The organism is Arthrobacter globiformis NBRC 12137 (genome assembly GCF_000238915.1).
Classification (GTDB): domain Bacteria; phylum Actinomycetota; class Actinomycetes; order Actinomycetales; family Micrococcaceae; genus Arthrobacter; species Arthrobacter globiformis.
Genome location: NZ_BAEG01000035.1, coordinates 26,220 through 47,969 on the forward strand (window position 1 = coordinate 26,220; position 21,750 = coordinate 47,969).

The 21,750-nt window shown below is 63.8% G+C and carries 23 protein-coding genes and 1 pseudogene; 11 read left to right on the plus strand and 13 right to left on the minus strand.

What is annotated here, in order from left to right; genetic code table 11:
* Positions 1-134: 134 nt before the first annotated feature.
* From ARGLB_RS23825 to ARGLB_RS05595, 7 genes are all read right to left on the minus strand, one after another.
* Entirely contained in the window at positions 135-446 is a 312-nt protein-coding gene (locus ARGLB_RS23825) for a hypothetical protein (RefSeq protein WP_003799892.1), read from the minus strand.
* On the minus strand, positions 443-1,018 hold the full coding sequence (locus tag ARGLB_RS05570; protein ID WP_003799894.1) for an Rv2134c family protein: 576 nt from the start codon (positions 1,016-1,018) through the stop codon (positions 443-445). The genes ARGLB_RS23825 and ARGLB_RS05570 overlap by 4 nt, the downstream gene beginning before the upstream one ends.
* A 620-nt stretch (positions 1,019-1,638) precedes the next feature.
* Complete coding sequence (locus ARGLB_RS05575; RefSeq protein ID WP_003799899.1) at positions 1,639-2,430, minus strand: SDR family NAD(P)-dependent oxidoreductase; 792 nt, start codon at positions 2,428-2,430, stop codon at positions 1,639-1,641.
* Positions 2,431-2,606: 176 nt separating this feature from the next.
* Positions 2,607-3,479: a sugar phosphate isomerase/epimerase family protein gene (locus ARGLB_RS05580; protein ID WP_245531483.1), complete on the minus strand. Its 873-nt coding sequence runs from the start codon at positions 3,477-3,479 to the stop codon at positions 2,607-2,609.
* A gap of 127 nt (positions 3,480-3,606) precedes the next feature.
* Positions 3,607-5,025, minus strand: a complete 1,419-nt coding sequence (locus ARGLB_RS05585) for an MFS transporter (RefSeq protein ID WP_003799902.1) — start codon at positions 5,023-5,025, stop codon at positions 3,607-3,609.
* Positions 5,026-5,367: 342 nt separating this feature from the next.
* Complete coding sequence (locus tag ARGLB_RS05590) at positions 5,368-5,916, minus strand: P-loop nucleotide/nucleoside kinase family protein (RefSeq protein WP_003799904.1); 549 nt, start codon at positions 5,914-5,916, stop codon at positions 5,368-5,370.
* Positions 5,913-6,560 carry a bifunctional 4-hydroxy-2-oxoglutarate aldolase/2-dehydro-3-deoxy-phosphogluconate aldolase gene (locus ARGLB_RS05595; RefSeq protein WP_003799906.1) on the minus strand — a complete coding sequence of 216 codons (648 nt, stop codon included), beginning with the start codon at positions 6,558-6,560 and terminating at the stop codon, positions 5,913-5,915. The genes ARGLB_RS05590 and ARGLB_RS05595 overlap by 4 nt, the downstream gene beginning before the upstream one ends.
* A 175-nt stretch (positions 6,561-6,735) precedes the next feature.
* Between ARGLB_RS05595 and ARGLB_RS05600 the strand changes: the two genes are divergently transcribed.
* The 6 genes from ARGLB_RS05600 to ARGLB_RS05625 all read left to right on the plus strand — a co-directional run bounded on the left by ARGLB_RS05600 (position 6,736) and on the right by ARGLB_RS05625 (position 12,128).
* Entirely contained in the window at positions 6,736-7,722 is a 987-nt protein-coding gene (locus ARGLB_RS05600; protein ID WP_003799909.1) for a Gfo/Idh/MocA family protein, read from the plus strand.
* The gene (locus ARGLB_RS05605) at positions 7,709-8,704 is read left to right on the plus strand and encodes a LacI family DNA-binding transcriptional regulator (protein ID WP_003799912.1); all 996 of its coding nucleotides are present in this window, start codon (positions 7,709-7,711) and stop codon (positions 8,702-8,704) included. Before ARGLB_RS05600 ends, ARGLB_RS05605 begins: the two co-directional genes overlap by 14 nt.
* Complete coding sequence (locus ARGLB_RS05610; RefSeq protein WP_003799914.1) at positions 8,701-9,276, plus strand: VOC family protein; 576 nt, start codon at positions 8,701-8,703, stop codon at positions 9,274-9,276. Before ARGLB_RS05605 ends, ARGLB_RS05610 begins: the two co-directional genes overlap by 4 nt.
* Complete coding sequence (locus ARGLB_RS05615; RefSeq protein ID WP_003799915.1) at positions 9,273-10,175, plus strand: sugar phosphate isomerase/epimerase family protein; 903 nt, start codon at positions 9,273-9,275, stop codon at positions 10,173-10,175. The genes ARGLB_RS05610 and ARGLB_RS05615 overlap by 4 nt, the downstream gene beginning before the upstream one ends.
* Positions 10,172-11,167, plus strand: a complete 996-nt coding sequence (locus ARGLB_RS05620) for a Gfo/Idh/MocA family protein (RefSeq protein ID WP_003799916.1) — start codon at positions 10,172-10,174, stop codon at positions 11,165-11,167. Before ARGLB_RS05615 ends, ARGLB_RS05620 begins: the two co-directional genes overlap by 4 nt.
* A gap of 211 nt (positions 11,168-11,378) precedes the next feature.
* A complete protein-coding gene (locus ARGLB_RS05625; RefSeq protein ID WP_003799918.1) occupies positions 11,379-12,128 on the plus strand; it encodes an SDR family NAD(P)-dependent oxidoreductase in 750 nt (249 codons plus the stop codon).
* Here ARGLB_RS05625 and ARGLB_RS23980 read toward each other — a convergent pair.
* Positions 12,073-12,351, minus strand: a pseudogene (locus ARGLB_RS23980) (helix-turn-helix domain-containing protein); the annotation flags it as partial. The gene ARGLB_RS05625 and the pseudogene ARGLB_RS23980 sit on opposite strands and share 56 nt — an antisense overlap.
* A gap of 994 nt (positions 12,352-13,345) precedes the next feature.
* Between ARGLB_RS23980 and ARGLB_RS05630 the strand changes: the two are divergent.
* The 5 genes from ARGLB_RS05630 (at position 13,346) to ARGLB_RS05645 (ending at position 15,661) form a co-directional block, all read left to right on the plus strand.
* Positions 13,346-13,861 carry a hypothetical protein gene (locus tag ARGLB_RS05630; RefSeq protein ID WP_139023270.1) on the plus strand — a complete coding sequence of 172 codons (516 nt, stop codon included), beginning with the start codon at positions 13,346-13,348 and terminating at the stop codon, positions 13,859-13,861.
* A gap of 127 nt (positions 13,862-13,988) precedes the next feature.
* A complete protein-coding gene (locus ARGLB_RS05635; RefSeq protein ID WP_003799925.1) occupies positions 13,989-14,444 on the plus strand; it encodes a hypothetical protein in 456 nt (151 codons plus the stop codon).
* Between the two features lie 79 nt (positions 14,445-14,523).
* A complete protein-coding gene (locus ARGLB_RS05640) occupies positions 14,524-14,994 on the plus strand; it encodes a hypothetical protein (protein WP_003799926.1) in 471 nt (156 codons plus the stop codon).
* A gap of 53 nt (positions 14,995-15,047) precedes the next feature.
* On the plus strand, positions 15,048-15,200 hold the full coding sequence (locus ARGLB_RS23520) for a hypothetical protein (protein ID WP_003799928.1): 153 nt from the start codon (positions 15,048-15,050) through the stop codon (positions 15,198-15,200).
* Positions 15,201-15,271: 71 nt separating this feature from the next.
* Entirely contained in the window at positions 15,272-15,661 is a 390-nt protein-coding gene (locus tag ARGLB_RS05645) for a Rossmann-fold NAD(P)-binding domain-containing protein (RefSeq protein WP_003799930.1), read from the plus strand.
* Between the two features lie 300 nt (positions 15,662-15,961).
* On the opposite strand, the gene ARGLB_RS05650 is transcribed toward ARGLB_RS05645, so the two are convergent.
* From ARGLB_RS05650 to ARGLB_RS05670, 5 genes are all read right to left on the minus strand, one after another.
* The gene (locus tag ARGLB_RS05650) at positions 15,962-16,912 is read right to left on the minus strand and encodes a sugar kinase (RefSeq protein ID WP_003799933.1); all 951 of its coding nucleotides are present in this window, start codon (positions 16,910-16,912) and stop codon (positions 15,962-15,964) included.
* On the minus strand, positions 16,909-17,595 hold the full coding sequence (locus ARGLB_RS05655) for a bifunctional 4-hydroxy-2-oxoglutarate aldolase/2-dehydro-3-deoxy-phosphogluconate aldolase (RefSeq protein ID WP_003799935.1): 687 nt from the start codon (positions 17,593-17,595) through the stop codon (positions 16,909-16,911). Before ARGLB_RS05655 ends, ARGLB_RS05650 begins: the two co-directional genes overlap by 4 nt.
* Before the next feature lie 83 nt (positions 17,596-17,678).
* Complete coding sequence (locus ARGLB_RS05660) at positions 17,679-19,067, minus strand: MFS transporter (RefSeq protein ID WP_003799937.1); 1,389 nt, start codon at positions 19,065-19,067, stop codon at positions 17,679-17,681.
* Between the two features lie 82 nt (positions 19,068-19,149).
* Positions 19,150-20,217 carry an NAD(P)-dependent alcohol dehydrogenase gene (locus ARGLB_RS05665; protein WP_003799940.1) on the minus strand — a complete coding sequence of 356 codons (1,068 nt, stop codon included), beginning with the start codon at positions 20,215-20,217 and terminating at the stop codon, positions 19,150-19,152.
* On the minus strand, positions 20,214-21,749 hold the full coding sequence (locus tag ARGLB_RS05670; RefSeq protein WP_003799942.1) for a mannitol dehydrogenase family protein: 1,536 nt from the start codon (positions 21,747-21,749) through the stop codon (positions 20,214-20,216). The genes ARGLB_RS05665 and ARGLB_RS05670 overlap by 4 nt, the downstream gene beginning before the upstream one ends.
* Position 21,750 lies beyond the last annotated feature (1 nt).

The following is a 21,750-nucleotide window of genomic DNA, read 5'->3' on the forward strand; positions in this document are numbered from 1 at the left end:
AGAGAAGTGTCATCCGGTAATCTGCTGCGATGGCACCGCCAAGTATCGCACCAGCGGGCAACGTTCGACCAACCGTTGTCTCCCATCACTCAGGCCCTGATCTTGCATTGGATGCAAATAATCACGGTACTTCGTCACTTATAGGAGATTTCCGGCTCGGCCAAGTCCTCTGCTTCTACCCATGTTGAAAAGTCCGCCAGCGACATAAAGCAGTAGAAATCGCAGTACCGCAGATTCTGCTTGTCATCCTTGCTCATGTCAGTAATTCGAAGCATGGTTCCACCAGGATGGCACCCGGCCTCCGGGATTTTTGCATGACGGGCGCACCCTGGGTAATGCCCAATGGGGAAGGAGGCTACGTCCGCGACTATGTCACCGATGGTGCCCAGGAATGTAGCGTTTGATGCCGTCGTGATCCGGCGGGTGATCGTCAGCTCGGCGGTCACAAGGTCCGGGGCTGGCCTCCGGCCTCTGGAAGGGTGCAGATGTGCCCGTCGGCGTCTATGGGGTAGCCGCAGAGCGAGCAGATAGGACGCCCGGCGCCCACGACCTCACGGGTACGCTTGGCGAATGCGCGGGCCGTGCCGACCGGCATCCGCACCAGCAGCATTTCGGTCGCGTTAGGGCCGTCCTCATCAGGGGATTCGTCGTGGTCATCAGCATCGACATCGGTGATGGGGTAGGCCTCTACTACGACCTGGGCCGTCGTTGGGTCCCAACCTAAGCTCATGGCGCCGGTCCGAAACTGCTCCTGAACGGCCTCGAGCTGGTCATTGTCGACAAGTTCAATGGGAGTGCTCGTGGGAACGCTGAAGGGGTTGTTCTCGATGGTGATGAGCTGGTCGAGAATTTCGTCGATCTTCTCCGCGAGCAGGGCCGACTGCTGCTTTTCCAGGGCAATGCTCACGATCTGTGTCCCTGCGCGCACCTGCAGGTAGAACGTGCGCGCGCCTGGAAGGCCAATGGTGCCAACGACGACCCGATCCGGCCAGGCAAACTCGTGAACACGTGTAGGCATGTCAGTATTCTAAGCACGTGAGGTTCATGGTGCCTTTTGCCCTGCAGCGCCGCCCGCCGGTGCATCGCCAGAGTGGATGCCGTTCGACAGCCACGGCAGGTCGCCCGCTTCGGTGTTGGCCGCATAGACGCTCGACCGGCTTTCGCCGTGGCAGTCCGGTCCTCGCTCAGCGAGGTTCGGGTCACGCGTTCTTCGGTGGTGTCCGCCCACGGGTGTGCACAATGTGCACTCATGATGCTTACCGTTCTCGCCCGGCGGCCCGATCGAGTTGAAGTACACCACAACTTGACGCTGTTCCGGTCATGCACTCATCCAACGGGCTGGCAATGAAGAGACATGAAGGAAAAGCCAAGCAGCAGTACCTCGCTTCCAGATATCGAGAAGAAAGCCGCGGTGTCATGTTGTCGACGCCGACGGCAACCATGAACAGTTATGGACGGAAAATCTCCTGCCCTGAGGGTGCGGCTGCGGACATTGGTCGGCCTGCGCAGCGAATCACTGGCAGGAGGGCAGGTCCGAGGCCCCCGCGCCGTCGGCCTTCCCCGGCGGTGCGGTGCGGGCTGCGTCTGTTCGGGGGCTCGTGCTGCATCACTGTCGGGGGTGCCGGTACAGATCGGGTTTCAAGATATGGAGCTGGGTCGACCAGGAATATGGCTAAGAATAGACTTGGAAAAGCCACCATCGACACAGATGTCCTGCCCGGTGACATAACCCGATAGCGGACTCACAAGAAATTCGATGACGTTGGCAATGTCCGTGGGGTCTCCAATTCTTGCCAGCGGGATGATATCTTCCCTGGCCTTCTTGATTTGGGGATCGGCATACATTTTCTCGGTCATCCGTGTATGAGTCATGCCCGGGGAAACCACATTTACACGAATTCCGTCAGGTGCCCATTCCAACGCGAGTGTTTGGGCCAGCATTGTCAATGCAGCCTTGCTGGGGCTGTAAGCACCTGATCCGGCATGTGGCAGCTGACCAGACATGGAAGAGGTGAAACAGGCGGACCCGCGGCTCTGCTGCAAGTGCGGGTAGCTTGCTTTGGCTAGAAGCCACGCGCCGCGGAGGTTGACGGAGAACATGTTGTCCCAGTCCTCAAGGGACACGTCACAGATGGCGCCTGGGTTAGCGATTCCGGCGTTTGCTACCAAGGCGTCCAGGCCACCGAACTCGGCTACGGCAGCCTCCACGAGTTGACCTGGCACGTCGGGGTCAGCGAGATCGCCCGCCAGTGCGATGGCGGTACCTCCCATTGACTGGATTGTACGAACGACTTGCTCTTGGTTGCCGTTCGCTCCGTGTCCACCCACAGCAATCATAGGGTGCACGCCCCGGGCCAGAGCCGCCTCTGCGATTCTCACGCAGGTAGACGCGCCTATGCCGCTGCTTCCGCCACTGACCAGTGCTCTCATTGCACACTCTCCTTTTATCAGGGATTCTCTTGATAATCCTTTTTTGACACCATTTTTGATAGGAGTCCATGGACTGCAAACTCAGATCCGTTTTACAGCGCAATTCGCAACGAAACCCGATTTCATTATTTGAAACAAATCCTCGGCAGATACGCCGCAACCTCCAATGCTGGAAGTTAAGTTCCCAGTTCCCAGCCTTGATTTCTGAGATCCTGCATCGCTTTCTTGAATTCCTGCACAGGGTTGTCTTCGCGGATGATCTCAAGAACTACGTTATTGACGCCGCACGTTTCTCTGACGACGTTGCCCAATCCATTCCAGTCGATCACTCCCGTGCCGATTGGATCATGGCCCCAGGTCTCCGTGCCCGTATCAGAAATATGCACCAACCCAATGGATTCATGGTATGAGAGCAAACTATCTACGGGATCTTCTCCGATATAGGCAGCGTTGGCGACGTCGTACACAATCTTGACTGCTTCGTCGTTGATAGTGCTTACGACGCCCGCCAGATCCTGGATGGTAGGGGTGAAGCAGTAGGGAGTGTTTTCGAAGAGAAGTCGCGTGCCGGCCTGTTTGGCCAGTGGAAGTAGATTCTCCAGGCTCTCGTACATCCACCCGTAGGTTTTTTCGAGTGAAGGTGAGATCATCGGGCGTCTTGTGCCGGGGGAGATCACAACCTCGGGGACATCCCAGGCTGCAGCCAGGTCGATCACTGATTTGATGTGCTCGATGCTTTTGCGGCGCATATTGGCGCCGGGGCTGGCCAAGTTGACGTCATATCCACCGGCGTTCAGTGATCTGATTTTGGCACCGTATTCATTGAGTCTTGCATGAGTTGCCGTACGCTCTGAGCCGGATATTTCATCAGGCCAGCAATGAGGCGAGCTGACCGGAACTTCAAAGGTTTTATACCCGTTGTCGACCAATTCAGCTATCGCATCAATGGCCGTAGATGACCATAGATAGGAAAATGTGTTAATGATCATTTGGTTCACTTGAAGGCATCCTCTCTGTTCTTCACCGATGGAGAAAAGTGTTTCAGTCATAAGGCACTGTGAATTTCGATCCTGAGTAGGGGACCGCAAGCGCGAGCCAAGCGGCTCGAAGGGACCCGGGGCAGACATGCCCCTTCTGCCCCGTCGAGCCGCCACGGCTTACTTGGTACCGGCGGGCCTACCGGGAACGCTTAGCCCCGTCGATGGCCGGCGATGTGCTCGAGACCAGGTGTTCGCCTTCAAGTACCTCAGGGTCAGCAAGCGCCACCGTGACACGGTCACCGCGGTTGCCGGTCTCCGGCAGCGTGAAGTAGACGACGAGGCAGAGGGCGACAATGGCGATCATGTAGACCGCGACCAGCATCGGCTGTCCGGCGCCGACAAACGCGGCGGCGATCAGTGGCGCGGTGCCGCCGAAGACGGCTATGACGATTTGGTGTGCGAAGCCGATGCCCGATACCCGTACCGCAGCCGGGAACAGTTCGGCCTGGATGGTCGGATAGACGGACTGCCAGATACCGAGAACCACCCAACCGGACGCCGATACCAGAACGTAAACACCGAAGCCCGGCTGGTTCAGCAGCAGGAGCAAGGGGTAGAAGAGGACGATCATGCCGATGGCGCCGATGATGGGGAAGATTTTGCGTCGGCCGAGGCGGTCGGAGAGCGCGCCGCAGATTGGCACGATGATAACGAGGAGGGCCAGTCCGATGACGCTGCCGGCCAGCGTCGAGGACAGGTCTCGGCCGGTGGTCAGCTTGGCGTAGGTGGGGAGGAAGGTGGCCCAGGTGTAGTAGGCGACGGCCGGGGCTGAGAGCGCTGCTGCCTGCAGCAGCGCCTTCGGGTGTTCGCGAAGCAGGTCCATCAGGCGTGCCGGCGCGGACTTTTGGTCAACGAGGGCAGTTGCCTCGAACTCGGGGGTCTCTTCCGCCCGGGCCCTCAGGATAAGGCCGACGACGCCGAGGATGCCTCCCGCGACGAACGGGATGCGCCAACCCCAGGCGGCGAGGTCTGCTGGAGTGAAGGATGATGTCACCATTGCCGCGGCGCCGGTGGCGGCGAGGGTCGCGAAGCCGCTTGCCATGTTGGAGAACGAACCGAACAGGCCCCTGCGGTTCGCGGGAGCGTGTTCGACCATGAATGCGATGGCGCTCTGCGCCTCACTGCCGGCCGAGATTCCCTGGAGGATGCGTGCAACCAGAAAGAGAATCGGTGCTGCGTAACCGATCGTCGCAAATGACGGTGTGAGGCCGATGATCAAAGCACCAAGCGCCATGCCTGAGATTGACAAGGTCAGGATGAGCCGTCGGCCGAAGCGGTCGGCCAGCGGGGAGATGATGATTCCGCTGAGCGGGCGTACAACAAACCCGACCGCGTAGGTGAGCAGTGCTGCGATAAGGGAGGCGAACGGGGAATCGCTTGGAAATATCTGCGATGAGAACACCGCTGCCAGCAGCCCGTAGATGTACCAGTCGTACCACTCCACGAAGTGGCCGATCGTGCCCGCCACCATATTGACGGTGCGGCGAGGGGGCTCAGACACTTCGGGAAGGCCCGAAGGGTCGGGACTGCTGACGGCTTCTTTTGAGGTCTTCATTGAACTCTCCAAACTTTCACGTTTGCTGGGTAAGGGTATTGGAATATTCGGGGTAACCGAAGCGACGTGGTGGGTGGGCCTTTGTCCGCCTGTGTCCCGCTTCGAGGTATGACTGGCGGCAAACTCCCGGGGGCGTACGGGCTGCTCTGGCCATTCATGAGATCGATTGCCGTAAATCGCATCGTTGAGATCGGTTGCTGAGATCGGTTGCAAGTAACGATATGTAGGCGGGTGAGCCCTGTCAACGGTCATTTTCAGTTCAAAGGACGGCGGTGCAAACCTTTGGCCAGCGCGCGGCGAGAGGGCAAGCGGGGCCCGCTCCAAACGGACCGGACCTGAAAGTCATCCCTGAATTCGCAGGGACTTCTCATTGTTGACATTAAGGAATCGGACTCCGGACCAGGTGCAGTCCAGGCTGCCGTAGGATGCCCAGTACTCGTCCCAATGCGCAAGTTTCCATCGGTCTCTTTCGAGTCCCCGCTCAAGAAGTCGCCCCCGGAGGACATCCTGGGGGACCTGTACCCGCACCACTGTGGTCTCCGAGGGCGGCCAGTGGAATTCTTCCGCGGCGCGTGTCAGGTAGTCCGGCATGGCGAAGTAGGCACCGAAGGGTGCATCAAGTACGACCGATCGTCCCAGGCGCAGGTTCACTCCGGCTACATCCATGAGTGTCTCGTACTCCAGGGGCAGCAGATTTTCCCGATAGAAGTCATTGGATTCCCGGTCTGTGGGGTCGTGTCCGGCTGCCTCCAGTGCAAACTCGACAAGGCGGCCGCAGATCCGGTCCTTATCCAGATATGCAGCACCATGCTCTCTTGCTGTTTGCTGGGCAATGGTCGTTTTCCCGGAGCCGGCAGGGCCGATGACAATGAAGACTTTCGGGGCTGTCATTGGCGTGCCTCTGCCACTGCTGAGAGGAACTCTTTGGCGGCCTCGGTGACGCGGGAGAAGTCGCCGTCCGGCTGCCATGCTTTGGTCACGTAGCTGCCGACGCCGACACCTGCGACGCCGGCCGCAAACCATTCGCCGACGTTCTCTACGGTCACGCCGCCTGCCGGCATAATCGGCAGATGTGCGAGCGGGGCGAGAACTGATTTGGCGTAGGGGATACCGCCGGCTTCGGTGGGGAAGAGCTTGAGGATGTCAGCGCCTGCCTCTGCGGAGTTGACGAACTCAGTGGGTGTGTAGGCGCCGCTGATTGTCGGCACCTGGTACCGGTTCGCGGTCCGGATCATTGCCGGGTTCAGCTGGGGGCTGACCAGGAAGTCGGCGCCGGCCCGGATGCACTCGTAGGCTGAGTGCTCGTCCAGAACTGTTCCGGCTCCCACCGCTACTCCGTTAGGCCCGTGCTTGGCGGAGAGCTGGCGGATCACGTCCACGGCGCCCGGGATCGAGAGCGTGATTTCCAGTGCGCGAAAACCCCCGGCGATCGCCGCTTCCGCCACGCGTTCTGCCACGTCAGCGTTCTCGAGCCGGACGATGAGGACGGCGCCGGATTCGTCGATGGTCTGCAGGGTGCGAAGTTTTTTGTACATTGCTGGCCTTTCTTCTGACCCGGACGGTCGGCTCATCACCGAGCGTCCCTGAGCCACTGTTGAAGTGTCGTTGACAAACTCTCCCACCATCCATAGTGTTATTGCAACCGATCTCAGCAACCGATCTCATGCTGAGCAAACAATCGAACTCCTACTTAGCAAAGGGGCTGGCAGGGTGAGTAAAACTCGAACGATCATCCTTGGTGCTTCGCACTGGCACGTCCCGCTCTGTACGCGGGCGATCGGCGAAGAACACCAGGTCGTTGGTGTCAGTGACGAGGACGTGTCGTTCGTCCAGGGTCTGGCTAGGGCGTGGAACGCTCCCGTGGAGGCTGACTGGCGGAGCCTGGTGGATCTGCCCGGTGTGGGGCTTGCCTATGTCTTCGGCCCGCACGATGGCATGGCGGAAAAGTGTTTTGCCCTGATTGAGCGCGGGATTCCGTTCGTGGTGGAGAAGCCGCTGGGAACCTCCCTGGCGGAACTTTCCCAGGTGCGCAAGGCTGCGGAAGCGGCCGGCGTGGCCGCGACGGTTCCGCTCGTTCAGCGGAACGGCCCCGTCGACCGGTGGCTGGCCAAGGCCGGCCGGCCGACGTACCAGAGGATGTCCTTTATCGCCGGACCGCCCTCGCGCTACCTGGCTAACGGCAATCCCTGGATGCTGGACCCTGCCACTGCAGGGGGCGGGTGCCTGGCCAATCTGGGACCGCATTTCGTTGACCTGTTCCTGCAGGCCTGTGACGAGCCAGCGGCGGCTATCGAGTCGCGGCTCTCGTCGGCCCTTCACGGCGGGGCTCTTGAGGACCATGCCAGCCTCATCATCACCACCCCGAACGGGCGTGAAGCCATCGTGGAGGTCGGCTACGCCTTCCCGGGTTCGCCGTTGAAGCGGTACTGCAGCTACACGTCGGCGGGCGCTGCGGGATTCGCCTCTGTCAACTCGGACGGTTCAGCCACCTTCACAGCCTTGGATGGTTCGACGGAGACCGCCGTGATCGAGGTGGATAGTGATCCCCTCTACGATCCGTTCGTGCGCCGCGTCGCACAGACGCTGGAAGATGGATTCCGGGGCCTGCCGACATTGGCTCAGCTCGAAGATGTGATGCGCCCCATTTGGCAGGCATACGACAACCAGCACGGAGGAAAAGAAGATGGCCGACCTTAGTATTGACGTTGTCGCGAAGGCGGCCGGTGTCCACCGCTCAACAGTTTCCAGGGCATTCTCCCGGCCTGAAGCGGTGAAAAGCGAAACCCGCGAACACATCCTCCGCGTCGCCGAAGGTCTCGGCTACACCATGAGCCCGCTCGCCCAGGCACTGCGCCGAAAGACCAGCACCTTCATCCCGCTGATCGTCCCTGACATCACCAACCCGTTCTTTGCCGAACTTGCCAAGACCATGACGCAGGCCGCGGACGAGCGCGGCTACCAGCTGCTGCTCTGCGTCACGAACGGGGACCCTGCCAAGACCGACGGATACTTCACCGCGATGCAGGCCATGTACGCGCCCTTCGGCATCGTCGCGCCCTCCACGAAAGTCGACACCGAGGCCCTCAAGCTCTTCGATTTCGGCCACAAGGTGGTGGTGATCGACCGTGTGGAAGGCGACTCCTCGGTTCCAACGGTCACCGTCGACAGCCGCCGCGGCATCATGCTGGCCCTGGACCACCTGCATTCTCTGGGGCACACCTCGATCGGCTACGTTTCCGGTATCGCTGGCACCCACACCGCCCAGGACCGGATGGACGCCTACCTGGAGCTGTCAGCCGAAGGCAACAGCACGCCCCTGGTACTGGACAGCGGCTCCGATCCGGACGCAGGAGCGCGCGCGGCACAGCATTACCTGGAGATGGAGAATCCACCGACGGCGATTATCGCCGCCAACGACATGGTCGCCTTCGCGGTGATCTCGGCCCTGGGACAAAACGGCATCCGCGTGCCGGATGACGTCTCGGTCATCGGCTTTGACGGACTGGCCCTGGGCGCCCGGTTCAACCCGCCCCTGACCACCGTACGGCAGCCGATCGACGACATGGGAAACATCGCCATCGAACTGGCAGAAAAGCAGAACCTGAACGGCTCGGTGGAGCACATCGTCCTGGAACCTGAACTTCTGATGCGCGCCTCCACCGCAGGACCGCGCAAATGACCGCGGCCAACGAAGGAACCCTGCGGCGGCTGCCCGGGCTGCGGCACACCGACCACGTCGGCCTGACAGTTCCGAACCTCGAAGACGCCATCAGGTTCTTCGTCGAGGTGCTCGGCGCCGAGGAGCTGTACCGCTCCCAGCGCGGACCCGACCCCGAGTTCATGCCCACCAACTTCGACGTCCCCGCCGACGCCCGGCTCACCCTCGCCATGCTCCGCCTGCCCCCGAACCTGAACATCGAGCTGTTCGAGTGGCGCAGCGCCGAGCGGCGGGAAACCCCGCCCCGGCACTGCGACGCCGGTGGGCACCACCTGTGCTTCGTAGTGGACGACGTCGACGAAGCGGTCGCAGTGCTGCAGGAAACCCCCGGGGTCCGGGTGCTCGGAGAACGCAAGGAAGTCGCCGGCGACAGCCCGCGCGTGGCCGGCAACCGCTGGACCTACTTCATCACCCCCTGGGGGCTGCTGATGGAAATCGTCGACCGCTCCCGCGTCGCATCCCCACCTCGGCTCGTCGGTCCAGCGGACTGGACAGCTACACACGACACTTCCCGGAAGGACAATGAACAATGAGGCTTGCAGGTCACACACTAGGCACTCCGGACCATACGGTCCCCCAGGCACTGAAGCTTTTCCGGGCCGCGGGGCTCGATGCCGCCGAAGTCATCTACCAGGACGGCTACACCTCAGGCCTGCCTCAGGGCGACCGGCGCGCCGCACTGGAGGCACTGAAGGCGGCCGAGGACGAGGGCCTGCCCATCATCGGCCTCACCCCCTACACCACCGCCATCAATGCCCTGGACGAGAAAGAGTGGCGCGGGGGAGTCGACGAATTCCGTGGCGCGATTGAAACCGCCCATCTGCTCGGCGCCGACCGCGTACGCGTGTATGCCGGGTCCTGGCACCCGGGCGACACTGATCACGACCGGCGATGGGCGAAACTGCGGGAGGCGCTGCAGACCCTGGCACCCGAGGCCGAACAGGCCGGCGTGCGGCTGTGCGTGGAAAACCACTTCGGCACCATGACCCAGACCGGGGCAGAAACCGCCGCGCTCGTCCGGGAGGTAGCCCACCCGGCCGTCCGAGTTCTCTACGACCAGGCCAACCTCACCTTCACCCACGACGAATCATTCGAGGAAGCCTTTGCTGTCCAGGGCGACCTCATCGGTCACGTCCACGCGAAAGACCTCGTCTTCACCGACCCCAACGCAGCCTTCCGCGCCACGGAAACAGCCCGCGTCAACACATCTGAGCGCGCCGTACGCTCCCGGGTCATCGGCACCGGCGTCCTTCCCTGGCCCCAGATCCTCGCGGCCCTGCTGCGCCACGGCTACGATGACCTGCTGAGCATCGAGTACGAGTACCGCTGGCACCCGCAAGACCTTCCCACCCCCGAGGACGGATTCCGGGAATCCGCGGCCGCACTGCGCGGGATGCTCACGGAAATTGCAGAAATGGAGAACGCCCGATGAACGGCCAGCGCCTTCGCGTCGGCGTCATCGGCGCGGGAAACATCGCCACCATTGCCCAGTTGCCCACACTCGTACAACGCGATGATGTCGAGTTGGCAGCCCTGGTCTCCCGCCGCGAGGACCCCGGCAACCTGGTCCGGCGCTGGGGTTTCGGCGCCGCCTACCGGTCACTGGAGGACATGCTGGACGCGCAGGATCTGGACGCCGTGTTCGTCCTCACACCCCGGTCCGAGCACGCCCATGCGGTCCAGCTGTGCCTGAATAATGACGTCGACGTGTTCTGCGAAAAACCCCTGGCCCCCGCCACGGAAGAAGCCGAGCGTTTGGCGGACCTCGCCGAGGAACGCGGCCGCATCCTGATGGTCGACTTCAACCGCCGCTACGCACCCGTCTACACCGCCGGCCGGGAAGTGTTCGGGGCGAAAGGCGCTACATTCTGCGTCGCCCAAAAGAACCGCCCCGGATCGGAATACCGTGCAACGTTCGAGAACGCCATTCACATGGTCGATCTGCTCCGCTGGTACTGCGGCGGTGAACCCGTGGACGTGGCCGCGCACGCAGCCGGTGATGATTCCTGGGAGGAAGACGGCGTCGCAGCCATGATTCGCTTTGACACCGGCAACACAGGAGTCCTCATGGCTGCCCGAACGGCAGGTGCCTGGAACGAGAAACTGGACGCCTACGGCGACGGCAAGACCGTGGAGGTCCGCGCTCCCGAAACAGTGTCGACCACCGTCAGGGGGGTCACCACCTCACGCGAGCTCAGCGCCGAGGCCTACGGCTGGGCAACAGCGACCGACACACTAGGGTTCTCCACTGCCGTCCACCATTTCCTGGACCGGGTCGCTGACCGGGCGCAGCCACTGACCTCCGGTCGCGAAGCCGTCCATACCCAGCGGCTGCTGGACCGGATCCTCGCTGCCTCCGGACTGCCCACAGAAGAACAAGAAGGCCGGCAATGGGCAAGCCACGCTACCAGCAGCACCAAATAAACAGTGTTTGCGCCCTGGACTGCGGACGGCATTCAGCCCGGGCTTGAAAGCATGCAGGTGCGAGGCACCCTCATGACAGTAGCGACGACCGCAGGCACGCCACACCTCCCAACAAACACCCCATGTAAGGACCTCCGAAGATGAAACGAGCCACTCGCAAACCACCACCCGGGGAGCAGCACATCAGCCAGCACAGGAACGGAATCTTCAAATGAGCCTCAAAGACCAGGTCGTTCTGGTGACCGGATCGAGCGGCGGCATCGGCAATGCGCTCGTCGATGCACTCACAGCCGCCGGCGCCGTGGTCGTCGGCGCCGACCGGGCCCCCAAGGAGGGCCAAGCGCTGGCAGACTTCTTCCCGCTCGACGTCACCTCGGAAAGGCAATGCGCCGCCGTCGTCCGCGAGACAACAGCCAAGTACGGCCGCATCGACGCCCTCGTTCACGCCGCCGGAGTCCTGGGCGCCACGCCCGAGATCATGGAGACAACGACGGAGGAATTCGACTCCATCATGCGGATCAACGCCTCCGGCACGTTTTCAATGGTCCGGGAAACGGCACAGTCAATGATCAGCTCCGGTACCGCCGGCGCGATTCTGATCCTCTCCTCGGTGGCAGCCAAGGAAGCCCGCAGCAATTATCTGTCCTATAACGCAAGCAAGCTTGCCGTGCTTCATATCATGTGGTCCTTCGCCCAGATACTCGGTCCCAACGGTATCTCGGTCAACGCCATCGCACCTGGCCCGGTCAACACCCCCATGTGGGCCCAATTCGCAAAAGACTCCGGCCCGGACGCAGCCGCGAACAGGGCGAAACGGGCAGCACAGCTTCCCATGCGCCGGTTCGCCGAACCAGACGAAGTCGCCCGCGCGATCCTATTCCTGGCCGACCCGGACAACCGCTACATCACGGGCGTAACCCTGGATGTGGCAGGGGGCGCGCACCTCGGTATGGGGACCTGACAGCAGCGAGGAGGGTAGGGGGGCAGGAGAGCTTGGCCTGGCGAAGGTACGGGTATACAGTCTCCCGGCCTATGCCGTACTGGCTGGCGAGGACGGATTTCGGAATTCTGTTGGCTGCCCGCTGGACCAGCTCAGCCGCCATATCAGGTGTGAGCGTCTTCTGCCGCCCCTTGTAAGCGCTGCGCTGCTTGGCCCGGGCGATGCCTTTCCGCTGCCGATCGGAGAACAATCCGTGGTCGGATTCCTTCGGGACTGTGGCGGTCTCTTGCCCCACCAACGCTTCGCGTCGCTGGGGTGCCCCTGGAGGCATCGTTTCGCGAGTGGCACCAGCTACCCGCCGGCCTGTTGGTTGTCGGACAGAGACTCCCATGACGGTGTCCCAGTCGTCTCTGAGAAGAGCAGTGCAGACGCCCCGCGACCCATCCATCGACAGTCACCTGGAGCTTCAGAGGGGATGCATCGCCCATGAGCAGCAACCGGCATTTCAGCCGGTGCGAAAAGCGCAAGGCACCCGCAGCCGTACCTGCTGTCCCGGATCTGGGACGGCTCACCATGCCCCACAAGACGAACCACGCAGCAGCCAGGACCGTCGCTTCCGGGGATGTGCTGTGGAACAAACGCAAATGTAGCCAGCAAGGCTCGCAAGCGAGGTTCTGGAAACACGGGAGCTCCGGACGTCGCATAAGTTTTCCACCAGCTGAGCCGCAAACAGAAGCAGTGGCTCGCAAACCATCTTCCGGGCTGGTCCTGGGACAGTGCCACCGGTGCTCTGCAATCGCCCGCGAAGACCAACCAACGGCAGCTCGCTGACCTGGTGGAAGCGACCGGCCTTCCCTACGTTCAGCGTGCTGTGTTGAAGGTGCAGGGGCTGAGCCTGGAGCAGGTCGAATACATCGTAGAACGTGCGTCGAGGACTGCCCTGTTCATCCTCGCTTCAGACCCGCCAGCCAGCGAGGCTTCCCGAGGAATCATTTCCGGAATGGTTTTTGTAAGTACTGAAGCGAGGATTGAACGGTCCTTGGTCCCCATCGGCGTTGCTGCAATAGAGGCCTCAAATCCCGCACCAGCCAAGGTGTCCGCCGGTGTCCCGCGACGGCACTACCGGTATATGGGGCAGGCAGCTGGTCTGAACCCAACCGCGATGGCCTCATTTATTCCGTGACTGGCTGCCGATCCAAGGAACTGAACCCGCCATGACACCCGATAAAGTTGGTGCCATGGGGGATAAGAATACCGACGAGCATTATCAGCGGGTCATCAATCGCCCGTACTACTACGGATACGCAAAGACAGGCACGACCATCTACGCGTACACGAAGGAAGAGTGGGGCATCGGTGCCAGCTCGGGCGGCGGCGACCACAACCTGATCCGTTCCTTCTACTTCAGCATTTTGCTCACGGTACTGATTGCCCTGCCGGCGTCGCTGTTCGCCCTGGCCTTTGGGGTCATTCTGCTCTTCAATCTGTCGATCATGGGACTGGTCATGGTGTTCTTCGGGCTCCTCTTCGGCCTCGCAGTCCTCCAGGGATACTTCAACGTCACCGAAGAGTGGCAGGGGCGCAACGCCCGGAAGCGCAGCGGGCTGCCGAAGCCCTGGTGGACGGCGGACGATGACCGCGCCTACGGATGGTTCCGGGAGCACCCGGATCCCCGCATCCAGATGACCCTGGATTATTTTCCGTATTCCGTGACGCTCCGTAAGGAAAATGAGGAACAAGCTACTCAGCGTTGAGGCCTGATTTGCACCTGGATACTGCGGACTTTGAAGACTTACCCCCTGCCTCGTTCTGGTTCATCGGCTCTTCCCGCTCCGCGAGCCAAAAAACCCCACCCCTAAGAGAAAACCCAGGAGAACGATCGTGAAGCGAATCTTCACCGCCGCAGTCATCGGAGCGGTCGCCGGCCTGACGGCATGCGCCTCAACCCCCAAAGAACCCATCGGGCCCAGCTCCATACCTACGGAGACAGCCGTCACCACACAGCCATCGCCTTCAGAATCATCCCCGACATCCACGACTGGCAGCGTGAAGGAGGCCTGCGAGACATTCAACGCGCTCTACGCCGAGTACGAGGCCCTTTCCGGCACTGACCCGAACGCCTACGAGGACATTTACCTGAAGGCGCAGGACGCAAAAGACACGGTTTCAGGGGACCTGACAGGCCTGTTTGCGTCCCTGAGCGCTCTCTCAATGGACCACTCGGCGGCGGCCGAAAACGGTGGCCAGCCTGAGCAGGCATCCAAGGACGCCGTCCGGGACGCCGTCTTCGCTAATGCCGGCACCTGCACGGCCGAGGGCGTCACGCTCCGGCTCTAGGGCGGCCGGGCAACGTAGAAACGGGATGAAGAAACCGGGTCCCCGACCCTGGTCCGCTTTATAGACAGGAAGACTGAATATGGTCTACGACCGTGAGCGTATGCGGCGCGAGGATGCCGTGTACGCCGAACACAAAAAGGCTGTCGCCGCCGGTGAGAAGCGGGTGCTCCGCACGACCAACACCGGCGAGCTGCACAGCTACCCGGCCGACGAGATCGGGTTCACGCCCGGGAGCGGACAGGCTCAGGTAAGTACCTGGTGGGGCATGGGGATCATCACGGTCTTTTCGGGGCTAGTCCTGATCGCCGGCCTGTGGCTTTTCCAGCGTCCTCTATGGGAGGGCGGGCTGCCGGATTGGGGAGCCCTGTGGCTAATAGGCTTTGCCGGATTCGTGACGCTCTATACATTCAACCTCGCCCGTGACGAGTACCGGGCCACCCAACTCCGCAAGCGGCGCGACTCTCCGAAGCCAGGCACCAGGGGCCGGGTCGACATCAACCTTTTGGAGCTGGGACAGGAACGTCCCGACCGGCCCGGCACGTCCAGATAGGATTCGATCCGTGTTCAACCAAGACCAGCATAGCCAGCCAGGACGCCGGAACCGTGCCCGCCTCAGTCGACGCCCGGGCCGCGGCTAGCGCTCTGGTCACCGCGTTCTCCGGCTTCCAGCTCACTGTGCGCCCCGGGATGGACCGTTCTAGGCTGGAATGGTCCCTGGCCTACCTCCTGGCCCAGCTCGAATCACTCGCGCCCTAAAGGAGCCGCACCAAGAAGCGACCCGGCCGTGACGGCCTCAACATTGCGCACCGCCCGAGCACGGCCGCCTCGTGATCACTCCACCCCAGGATCAAGCGGCGTCCAAGACAGTGCTGCTGATCGGCGCCACGGGATCCCTCGGAGGCATGATGTCGCGAGAGCTCCTGGAGCAGGGCGCCGAACTCCGGATACTGGTCCGCCCTGAGTGCCGCCGCAAGCTCGACGCCGACATCGTGGCTGAGTCCTCGGAGCGTTCGATCTCGGCAAGGGAGAGGCCTATCTCTGGGGTGACGGCGACGCAGCTGCTGTGGCCGTGGACGAACGTCCTGTCCCAGACAAAATCCACGTCGCAGGCCTCCCACAACGAGCACGAATACACCACCGACGAGGACATCGTGGCCGGGCTCGCCATGCTCACCGAAGTAGTCGACCGTCTCTGCAACGGAGTCCTGGAGGGCTAGGAGGTTGTCAGCCGTTCGGTCTTGGGCGCCAGAACCTGGTCGGCGTCCTGCGTGCCGATAGCGGGGCTTTGTCCTTCGGCTCGTCCGGTGGCGGTCAGCCTGAGGCCCCCTGCAGGACCCCCTGCGGAGCTATTCGGCCCGTGGGGAACCCATGCGGCGTGGACGACAACGGCGTTAGCTCCGAGCTTCGCGCCCTTTAGGAAAGTTCCCCGCAGCTGCGGCGGGACTCGTCTGGCCGGGGGAAGCTTGGTGGGCCGCTGCCAGGCCAGGTTTGAGGCTTGTCCCCATGGTCAGGGGCTGTTACCGGCTGACTGGCTCACGCGTCTGGAGGATCGGGAGTTCGTGCCGGCGGGGGAAGCCCTCCCAGTCGCCGGGGACAAGGCAGGCGAAGGCGCCGGTGGCGGCGGCGGTGCTGAGGCGGTCCTGGGGTCCGCGGCCGCTGATGTATTCGGCGAGGTAGCCGGCAACGAATGCATCCCCGGCTCCGACGGTGTCGATGGCGTCGACGGTGATTGCTTCCTGCCGGAACAGTGCGCCGTTGATCAGGGCAAGGGCCCCGTCGGCGCCGAGCTTGATGACCGCCTCGCTTGGTCCCAGTGCCGCTATTCTCCGGGCAAGTTCCTCGGGTTCACCGGCACCTACCGCGATCGCGGCCTCGTCGTCGCCGGCGAATACGATGTCGGCGAGCGGGATGATGTTCCGGTAGATGCCTCCTGCTTCTTCGGCCGACCAGAGGTTGCTGCGGAAGTTGAGGTCGAAGGACACCGGCACTCCATGGATTCTCGCGGCGTCGACGGCATACCTAAGGGTTGCCTCCGCCTGCGGGGAGAGGGCGGGGGTGATGCCGCTGACGTGCAGCAGGCCGGCCCCGGCGATGAGTTGTTCGTCAATGTCTGTGCTCGCGATCCGCGAGCCGGCACTGCCTGCCCGGTAGTAGCTGACGCGCTGGGTGGCAGGTGTCCTGCGTTCCTTGATCATCAGGCCGGTGGGGGCGGAGGGGTCGACGGCGATGCGGACGTCCACCCCTTCGGCGCGGATTTCGCGCCCCACCAACTCGCCAAGCGCATCCGATCCTGTGCGTCCGCACCAGACGGCCTGCACGCCGAGCCGCTGGAGGCCGATGGCGACGTTGGACTCGGAGCCGCCGATGCCCAGGCTCATGGTGGAGGCGTGCGGGAGCGGGCCGACCTGGTCGGCACGCATCAGCGCCATGGTCTCGCCGAACGTGAGCACGTACGGTGCCGGCTTCACTTGATCGCCCCTAGCTGCTCGACGGTCTGGTCTATCAGCTTGCGCAGGCGCCGTGCCCTGACTGTGAGGTCCTGCAGGTCGCCGCCCTTGCAGGCGTCGCCCAGGAGCGGCCCGCCGAGGCTGACGGCAAGTGCGCCGGCCCTGATCCAGGCCGGCACGTCCTCGATGTTGACTCCGCCGGACGGAATGACCTCGATGTCCGGGAACGGGCCGCGAAGCTGTGAAACGTAGCCGGCGCCGACCGTGGATGCGGGGAAGACCTTGACTGCGGTGGCGCCCAGTTTCCAGCCGGTGTGCAGTTCGGTGGGGGTCAGGCCGCCCGGGTATACCGGAACGCCGCGGCTAACGCAGGCATTGATGACTCCCGGGTCGGTCACGGGCGTGACAATGTAGGCGGCACCCAGGTCGAGGGCGGTCTCAGCTTCCGCCGCTTCGGTGACCGTTCCGACGCCGATCTCGACGGAGTCCCCGAACCGCTCCTGGAGGAGCGGGAGTTCCTCCCAGACACCGGGTGTGCTGAGGGTGAGTTCGATGCTGAGTACGCCGCCGCGCTGCAGCGCCTCGACGACCGGCGCGTAGTCCGAGGCGTGCCTGGCCCGGAGGACAGCCACGGCCCTGGTGTCGCGGAGGACTGCGGAGGGTAACGGCCGGGATGCCGTGCCGGGGTTTTCGAGGCGGAGCATGGGATTCCTTTGCGGTGGAAGTGCTGTACAGCGGAACTGACACTGCACGACGGCGGCAGCGTGCCGCCGTCGTGCACTGGGTGTTACTTGACTGTGCGGGCGGCGGCCAGCTCAGCCGCCACCGTAGGGGTGGCGACCACGTCGGCACGGCCGGCGTCCTCGGGGTCGGTCAGGTCGCGGTTGACGGTCTCCGGTGAGAGCCGCGTGGCGATGAAGCTGACGAGCATGGTGAGCGACATGTAGATGGCCACAGGGATCCAGGAGTTGCTGAACAGGCCCAGCAGTCCGGCGCAGACCATCGGCGCGATGCCGCCGCCGATGATGGAGGAGAACTCACGGCCCAGGGTGACGCCGGCGTAGCGGTAGCGGCTGCCGAAGATCTCCGGGAAGTAGCTCATGTGCACACCCACCACACCCTGGCAGGCCAGCATGAAGCCCACGATGATCACCAGCACGATGGCCACGGGGGAGCCGGTGGTCAGGAGCATGAAGGCCGGTGCCGGGAAGAGGATCAGTGCCCCGGTGATGACGGAGACCACGCGCCGGCGGCCGATCTTGTCGGACAGGATTCCGAAGGACACGGCGGCGACGCCGCCGCAGAGTGCACCGATGAGGAGTACCGGCGGGATGAACTTGGGGTCCGTGCCGACAACCGTGATCAGGTACGAGGCCATGAAGACCTGGATGGTGTAGGACTGGGTGCTGACGCCGAAGTTCATCAGGATGACGCGCAGGACGTTGGCCTTGCCGTGCTTGGCGACTTCCTTGAGCGGGGCGGGCGGCTCGGTGCGGGCCTGCTTGATCTCTTCGAACACGGGGGATTCGTCGAGCTTGCGCCGGATGACCAGGGCGGCGATGGTGACGAAGATACTGGAGAGGAAGACGAGCCGCCAGCCCCAGGTCAGCATGTCGTTCGGTGCCAGGGATTGGGCGGCGATCCACACCAGCGCGCCCAGGGCGGTGCCGGCGGCGGCGCCGACCATGATCAGCGAGGCGAGCTTGCCCCGCGTGCCGGGGGCTGCGGATTCGGTGAGCAGTGTTGCGCCGCCGGACTGTTCGGCGCCGGCGCCGAAGCCCTGGGCGGCACGGCATACGCACAGCAGGATCGGGGCTAGCAGGCCGATCTGGTCGAAGGTGGGAAGCAGGCCGATGGCCAGTGTGGCGCCGCCCATCAGGAGCAGCGTGACCACGAGGATCCACTTACGGCCGAGACGGTCGCCGAAGTGGGAGAAGAAGACGCCGCCGAGCGGACGGAAGAGGAAGCCGACGGCGAAGGTGGTGAAGCTGGCGATCAGCGCGGCTGCGGGGGAGACGTTGGGGAAGAACAGTTTGCTGAAGACGAGGGCCGAGGCGGTGCCGTAGATGACGAAGTCATACAGTTCGAGGGTGGTGCCGATGAGGCCTGCGACGGCGGCCTTCCGGACTTTGCTCTGGTCGACTTTCCCCGAGGGGAGGTGCGCTGCTGTGGTCATTTCCAAACTCCTTTGAATGGATGTAACGCGGTTGCTGGGCCTGGGGCCACGACCGCCGGGTTCCCTGGCCGAGCTTGCGAGGCTAGGGGGCGGTTGGGGGGTAGGTAATGAGTACTTTGAGGTTGGTGGGGTCGGTCACCGGTGCGGTGAGTGCGGCGGCGGCGTCTTCGAGCGGGAACGTGCTGGTGATGATGGACGGCAGGTCCACGACGCCGGAGGAGGCGAGGTCGATCGCCGCCGGGAATGCGTTTGCGTAGCGGAAGGCAGTGACGAGGTCGATCTCGTAACGCTGGAGGAACCCGAGCGGGATACCGTCCACCGTGGCTTTGGCCTGGCCGACGACGGTGGCGCGGGCTGCCGGCGCCAAGGTCTGGAGGCCGTCCGCCAGGGCCCGGGTATTGCCGGAGCATTCGATGAGCCGGTCCATGCCCGTCAGGTCCAGCGGCGTGGTTGCGGTGTTGATGGTGCGGGTGGCGCCGAACTTCGCGGCGACGGCGAGGCGGTCGTCGTTCACGTCCGTCACCACGATCTCGGCGGTGCCCTGGGCTGCTGCGACCTGGGCGACGAGCAGGCCGATGGGTCCGGCGCCGGTGATCAGCACGCGGTGGCCCTTGCGGACCTGCGCCCGTTCCACGGCCCAGACGGCGACGGCGAGGGGTTCGATCGCTGCCCCGATTTCCGCCGGGATGGTGTCCGGCAGTCGGTGGACGGCAGCCTCGGGCACCACCACGTGGCGGGCGAACAGCCCGTTGGTGGGCGGGGAACCGAAGCAGGTTCCGGCAGGGCAGAGGTTGTAGCGCCCGGACAGGCACGTCGGGCATTCCCGGCAGGGCAGGGCCGGTTCAATGACGACGGCGGTGCCCGCGGCGGTGGTGGCCTGCGGTCCGGCGGCGATGACGACGCCAGCCCCCTCGTGTCCGAGGACGGTGGGCTGGCGCAGCAGGTTGGTGCCGTTCCGGCCGTCGGCGAAGTAGTGCATGTCCGAGCCGCAGATCCCGCCGGAGCGCATTTCGACCAGCAGGTCATTCCGGCCGAGGGCGCGCAGCGGCTTGTGCTCGATGCGCAGGTCGCGGGCGCCGTGCAGCACGGCGGCCTGGGTTCCGGTGGGAAGCCCGGCGGTGTTTGTTGCGGGAATGGTTTGGGTGGTCATCGCGTGCTCCGTGTGGTTTGGAGGGACGGGGCTGAAGTGAGGGACGCGGCGGTGCTGGCTTCGGCGACGGCAGCCAGGGGTCCTGCTGAGTGGATGATGTCAATGAATTCGCCGGTGCGCAGGATGAACTCGTCGCGTTCGGCCAGTTCCTGGCCAAGGAGGTGGTGGTCGCCGAGGACCTTGCGGGCGAAGTCCTGGCCCGAGCGGGAGCCTGCCGCCAGCCCGGCCAGCAGCCCGCGTGCCGGGTCCTCCATGGCGTGGGCCTGGGGGCCGGGGTCGAACCCGGGCAGCGGGGCGATGCATGCCAGATACGCGGCGGTGGTGAGCGCCAGCAGCTGTGGCGTCCGGCCGTCGTCGAGCATCTGCAAAGCCGGTAGCGGGATCCGCTGACGGAGTTTGACGGACCCGTCCGAGCCCACCTGGCTGGTGCGGTGGCCCAGGGCCGTGTTGCGCCAGCGGGAGAAGAGCTGTTCCTCGTAGGCGTCCACGTCCACGCCCGACGGCACCGAGACACTGGGCAGATACTCGTTCTGCAGTACGGACCGGGCGGCCAGTTCGATGGCCGGGTGCGAGACGGAGTCGGGGATGGTGACGGCTCCGGTAAGGGCTCCGAGGTAGGCGATGAGGGAGTGGGTGCCGTTGAGCAGGCGGACCTTCAGCTGCTCGTAGCCGGCAACTTCGTCGGAGAACACCGCGCCACCGTCCTCCCAGGTGGGGCGTCCGGCGATGAAGTTATCCTCCACGATCCACATGGTGAACGGTTCTGCGGGTACGGGGATCCGGTCGCTGTAGCCGCGCTCGGATGCGACCAGGCTGCGGTAGTGGTCTGTGGTGGCCGGCACGATCCGGTCCACCATGGACGAGGGGAAGCTGGTGCGGGTGTCGATGAAGGCTAGGGCCTCGCCGGCTTCGGCGGGCGGGAGCCGGGAGGCGAATTCGCGGACCAGCCGCTGCGTGTGGTGGCCGTTGTCGGCGAGGTTGTCGCAGCTGAGGATGGTGACGGGTTCCGCGTGGGTCCGGGACCGGTGCTGCAGGCCGCGGACGATCTGTCCGATCGGTGTCCGCGGCGTTCCGGGGTTGGCGAGGTCATGCTGGATGGCGGGGTCCTGGAGGTTCAGCGAGCCGGTGGCGGGGGTGTAGTTGTAGCCGTTTTCGGTGACGGTCAGGGACACGATCCGGGTGCCGGCGTCGCCGATGGCCGTGATCACCCGGTCCGGGTTGGCGGCGGCGGTGAAGGCGTCGGTGTGGACCCGGGGAAGTGAGAACTTTGAGCCCGCGGGGGATACTTCCACCACGGTGTAGAGCATGTCCTGGGCGTGCATGGCGTCCGGGATGGCGGTGGAGCGGCTGGCGACGCCGATGATGCCCCAGTCGCCGCCGTGGGCAGTGACGGCGGCGTCGGTGTAGACGGCCTGGTGGGCGCGGTGGAAGTTGCCGAAGCCCAGGTGCACGATCCCGGGGGCCGGTACTGCCGGCCGCCGCAGGATCCCGGCGATGGCGGCGGACAGTCCGGGGGTTGATGAAGACGTCATG

Excerpts from the sequence above, each read along its gene's own strand:
- ARGLB_RS05620 (WP_003799916.1), top strand. The coding sequence starts at position 10,172 with ATGAACGGCCAGCGCCTTCGCGTCGGCGTCATCGGCGCGGGAAACATC.
- ARGLB_RS05610 (WP_003799914.1), top strand. The coding sequence starts at position 8,701 with ATGACCGCGGCCAACGAAGGAACCCTGCGGCGGCTGCCCGGGCTGCGG.
- ARGLB_RS05665 (WP_003799940.1), bottom strand. The coding sequence starts at position 20,217 with ATGACCACCCAAACCATTCCCGCAACAAACACCGCCGGGCTTCCCACC.
- ARGLB_RS05590 (WP_003799904.1), bottom strand. The coding sequence starts at position 5,916 with ATGACAGCCCCGAAAGTCTTCATTGTCATCGGCCCTGCCGGCTCCGGG.
- ARGLB_RS05570 (WP_003799894.1), bottom strand. The coding sequence starts at position 1,018 with ATGCCTACACGTGTTCACGAGTTTGCCTGGCCGGATCGGGTCGTCGTT.
- ARGLB_RS05615 (WP_003799915.1), top strand. The coding sequence starts at position 9,273 with ATGAGGCTTGCAGGTCACACACTAGGCACTCCGGACCATACGGTCCCC.
- ARGLB_RS05630 (WP_139023270.1), top strand. The coding sequence starts at position 13,346 with ATGGGGGATAAGAATACCGACGAGCATTATCAGCGGGTCATCAATCGC.
- ARGLB_RS05585 (WP_003799902.1), bottom strand. The coding sequence starts at position 5,025 with ATGAAGACCTCAAAAGAAGCCGTCAGCAGTCCCGACCCTTCGGGCCTT.
- ARGLB_RS05625 (WP_003799918.1), top strand. The coding sequence starts at position 11,379 with ATGAGCCTCAAAGACCAGGTCGTTCTGGTGACCGGATCGAGCGGCGGC.
- ARGLB_RS05575 (WP_003799899.1), bottom strand. The coding sequence starts at position 2,430 with ATGAGAGCACTGGTCAGTGGCGGAAGCAGCGGCATAGGCGCGTCTACC.
- ARGLB_RS05595 (WP_003799906.1), bottom strand. The coding sequence starts at position 6,560 with ATGTACAAAAAACTTCGCACCCTGCAGACCATCGACGAATCCGGCGCC.
- ARGLB_RS05605 (WP_003799912.1), top strand. The coding sequence starts at position 7,709 with ATGGCCGACCTTAGTATTGACGTTGTCGCGAAGGCGGCCGGTGTCCAC.
- ARGLB_RS05670 (WP_003799942.1), bottom strand. The coding sequence starts at position 21,749 with ATGACGTCTTCATCAACCCCCGGACTGTCCGCCGCCATCGCCGGGATC.
- ARGLB_RS05640 (WP_003799926.1), top strand. The coding sequence starts at position 14,524 with ATGGTCTACGACCGTGAGCGTATGCGGCGCGAGGATGCCGTGTACGCC.
- ARGLB_RS05660 (WP_003799937.1), bottom strand. The coding sequence starts at position 19,067 with ATGACCACAGCAGCGCACCTCCCCTCGGGGAAAGTCGACCAGAGCAAA.
- ARGLB_RS05580 (WP_245531483.1), bottom strand. The coding sequence starts at position 3,479 with ATGACTGAAACACTTTTCTCCATCGGTGAAGAACAGAGAGGATGCCTT.
- ARGLB_RS05655 (WP_003799935.1), bottom strand. The coding sequence starts at position 17,595 with ATGCTCCGCCTCGAAAACCCCGGCACGGCATCCCGGCCGTTACCCTCC.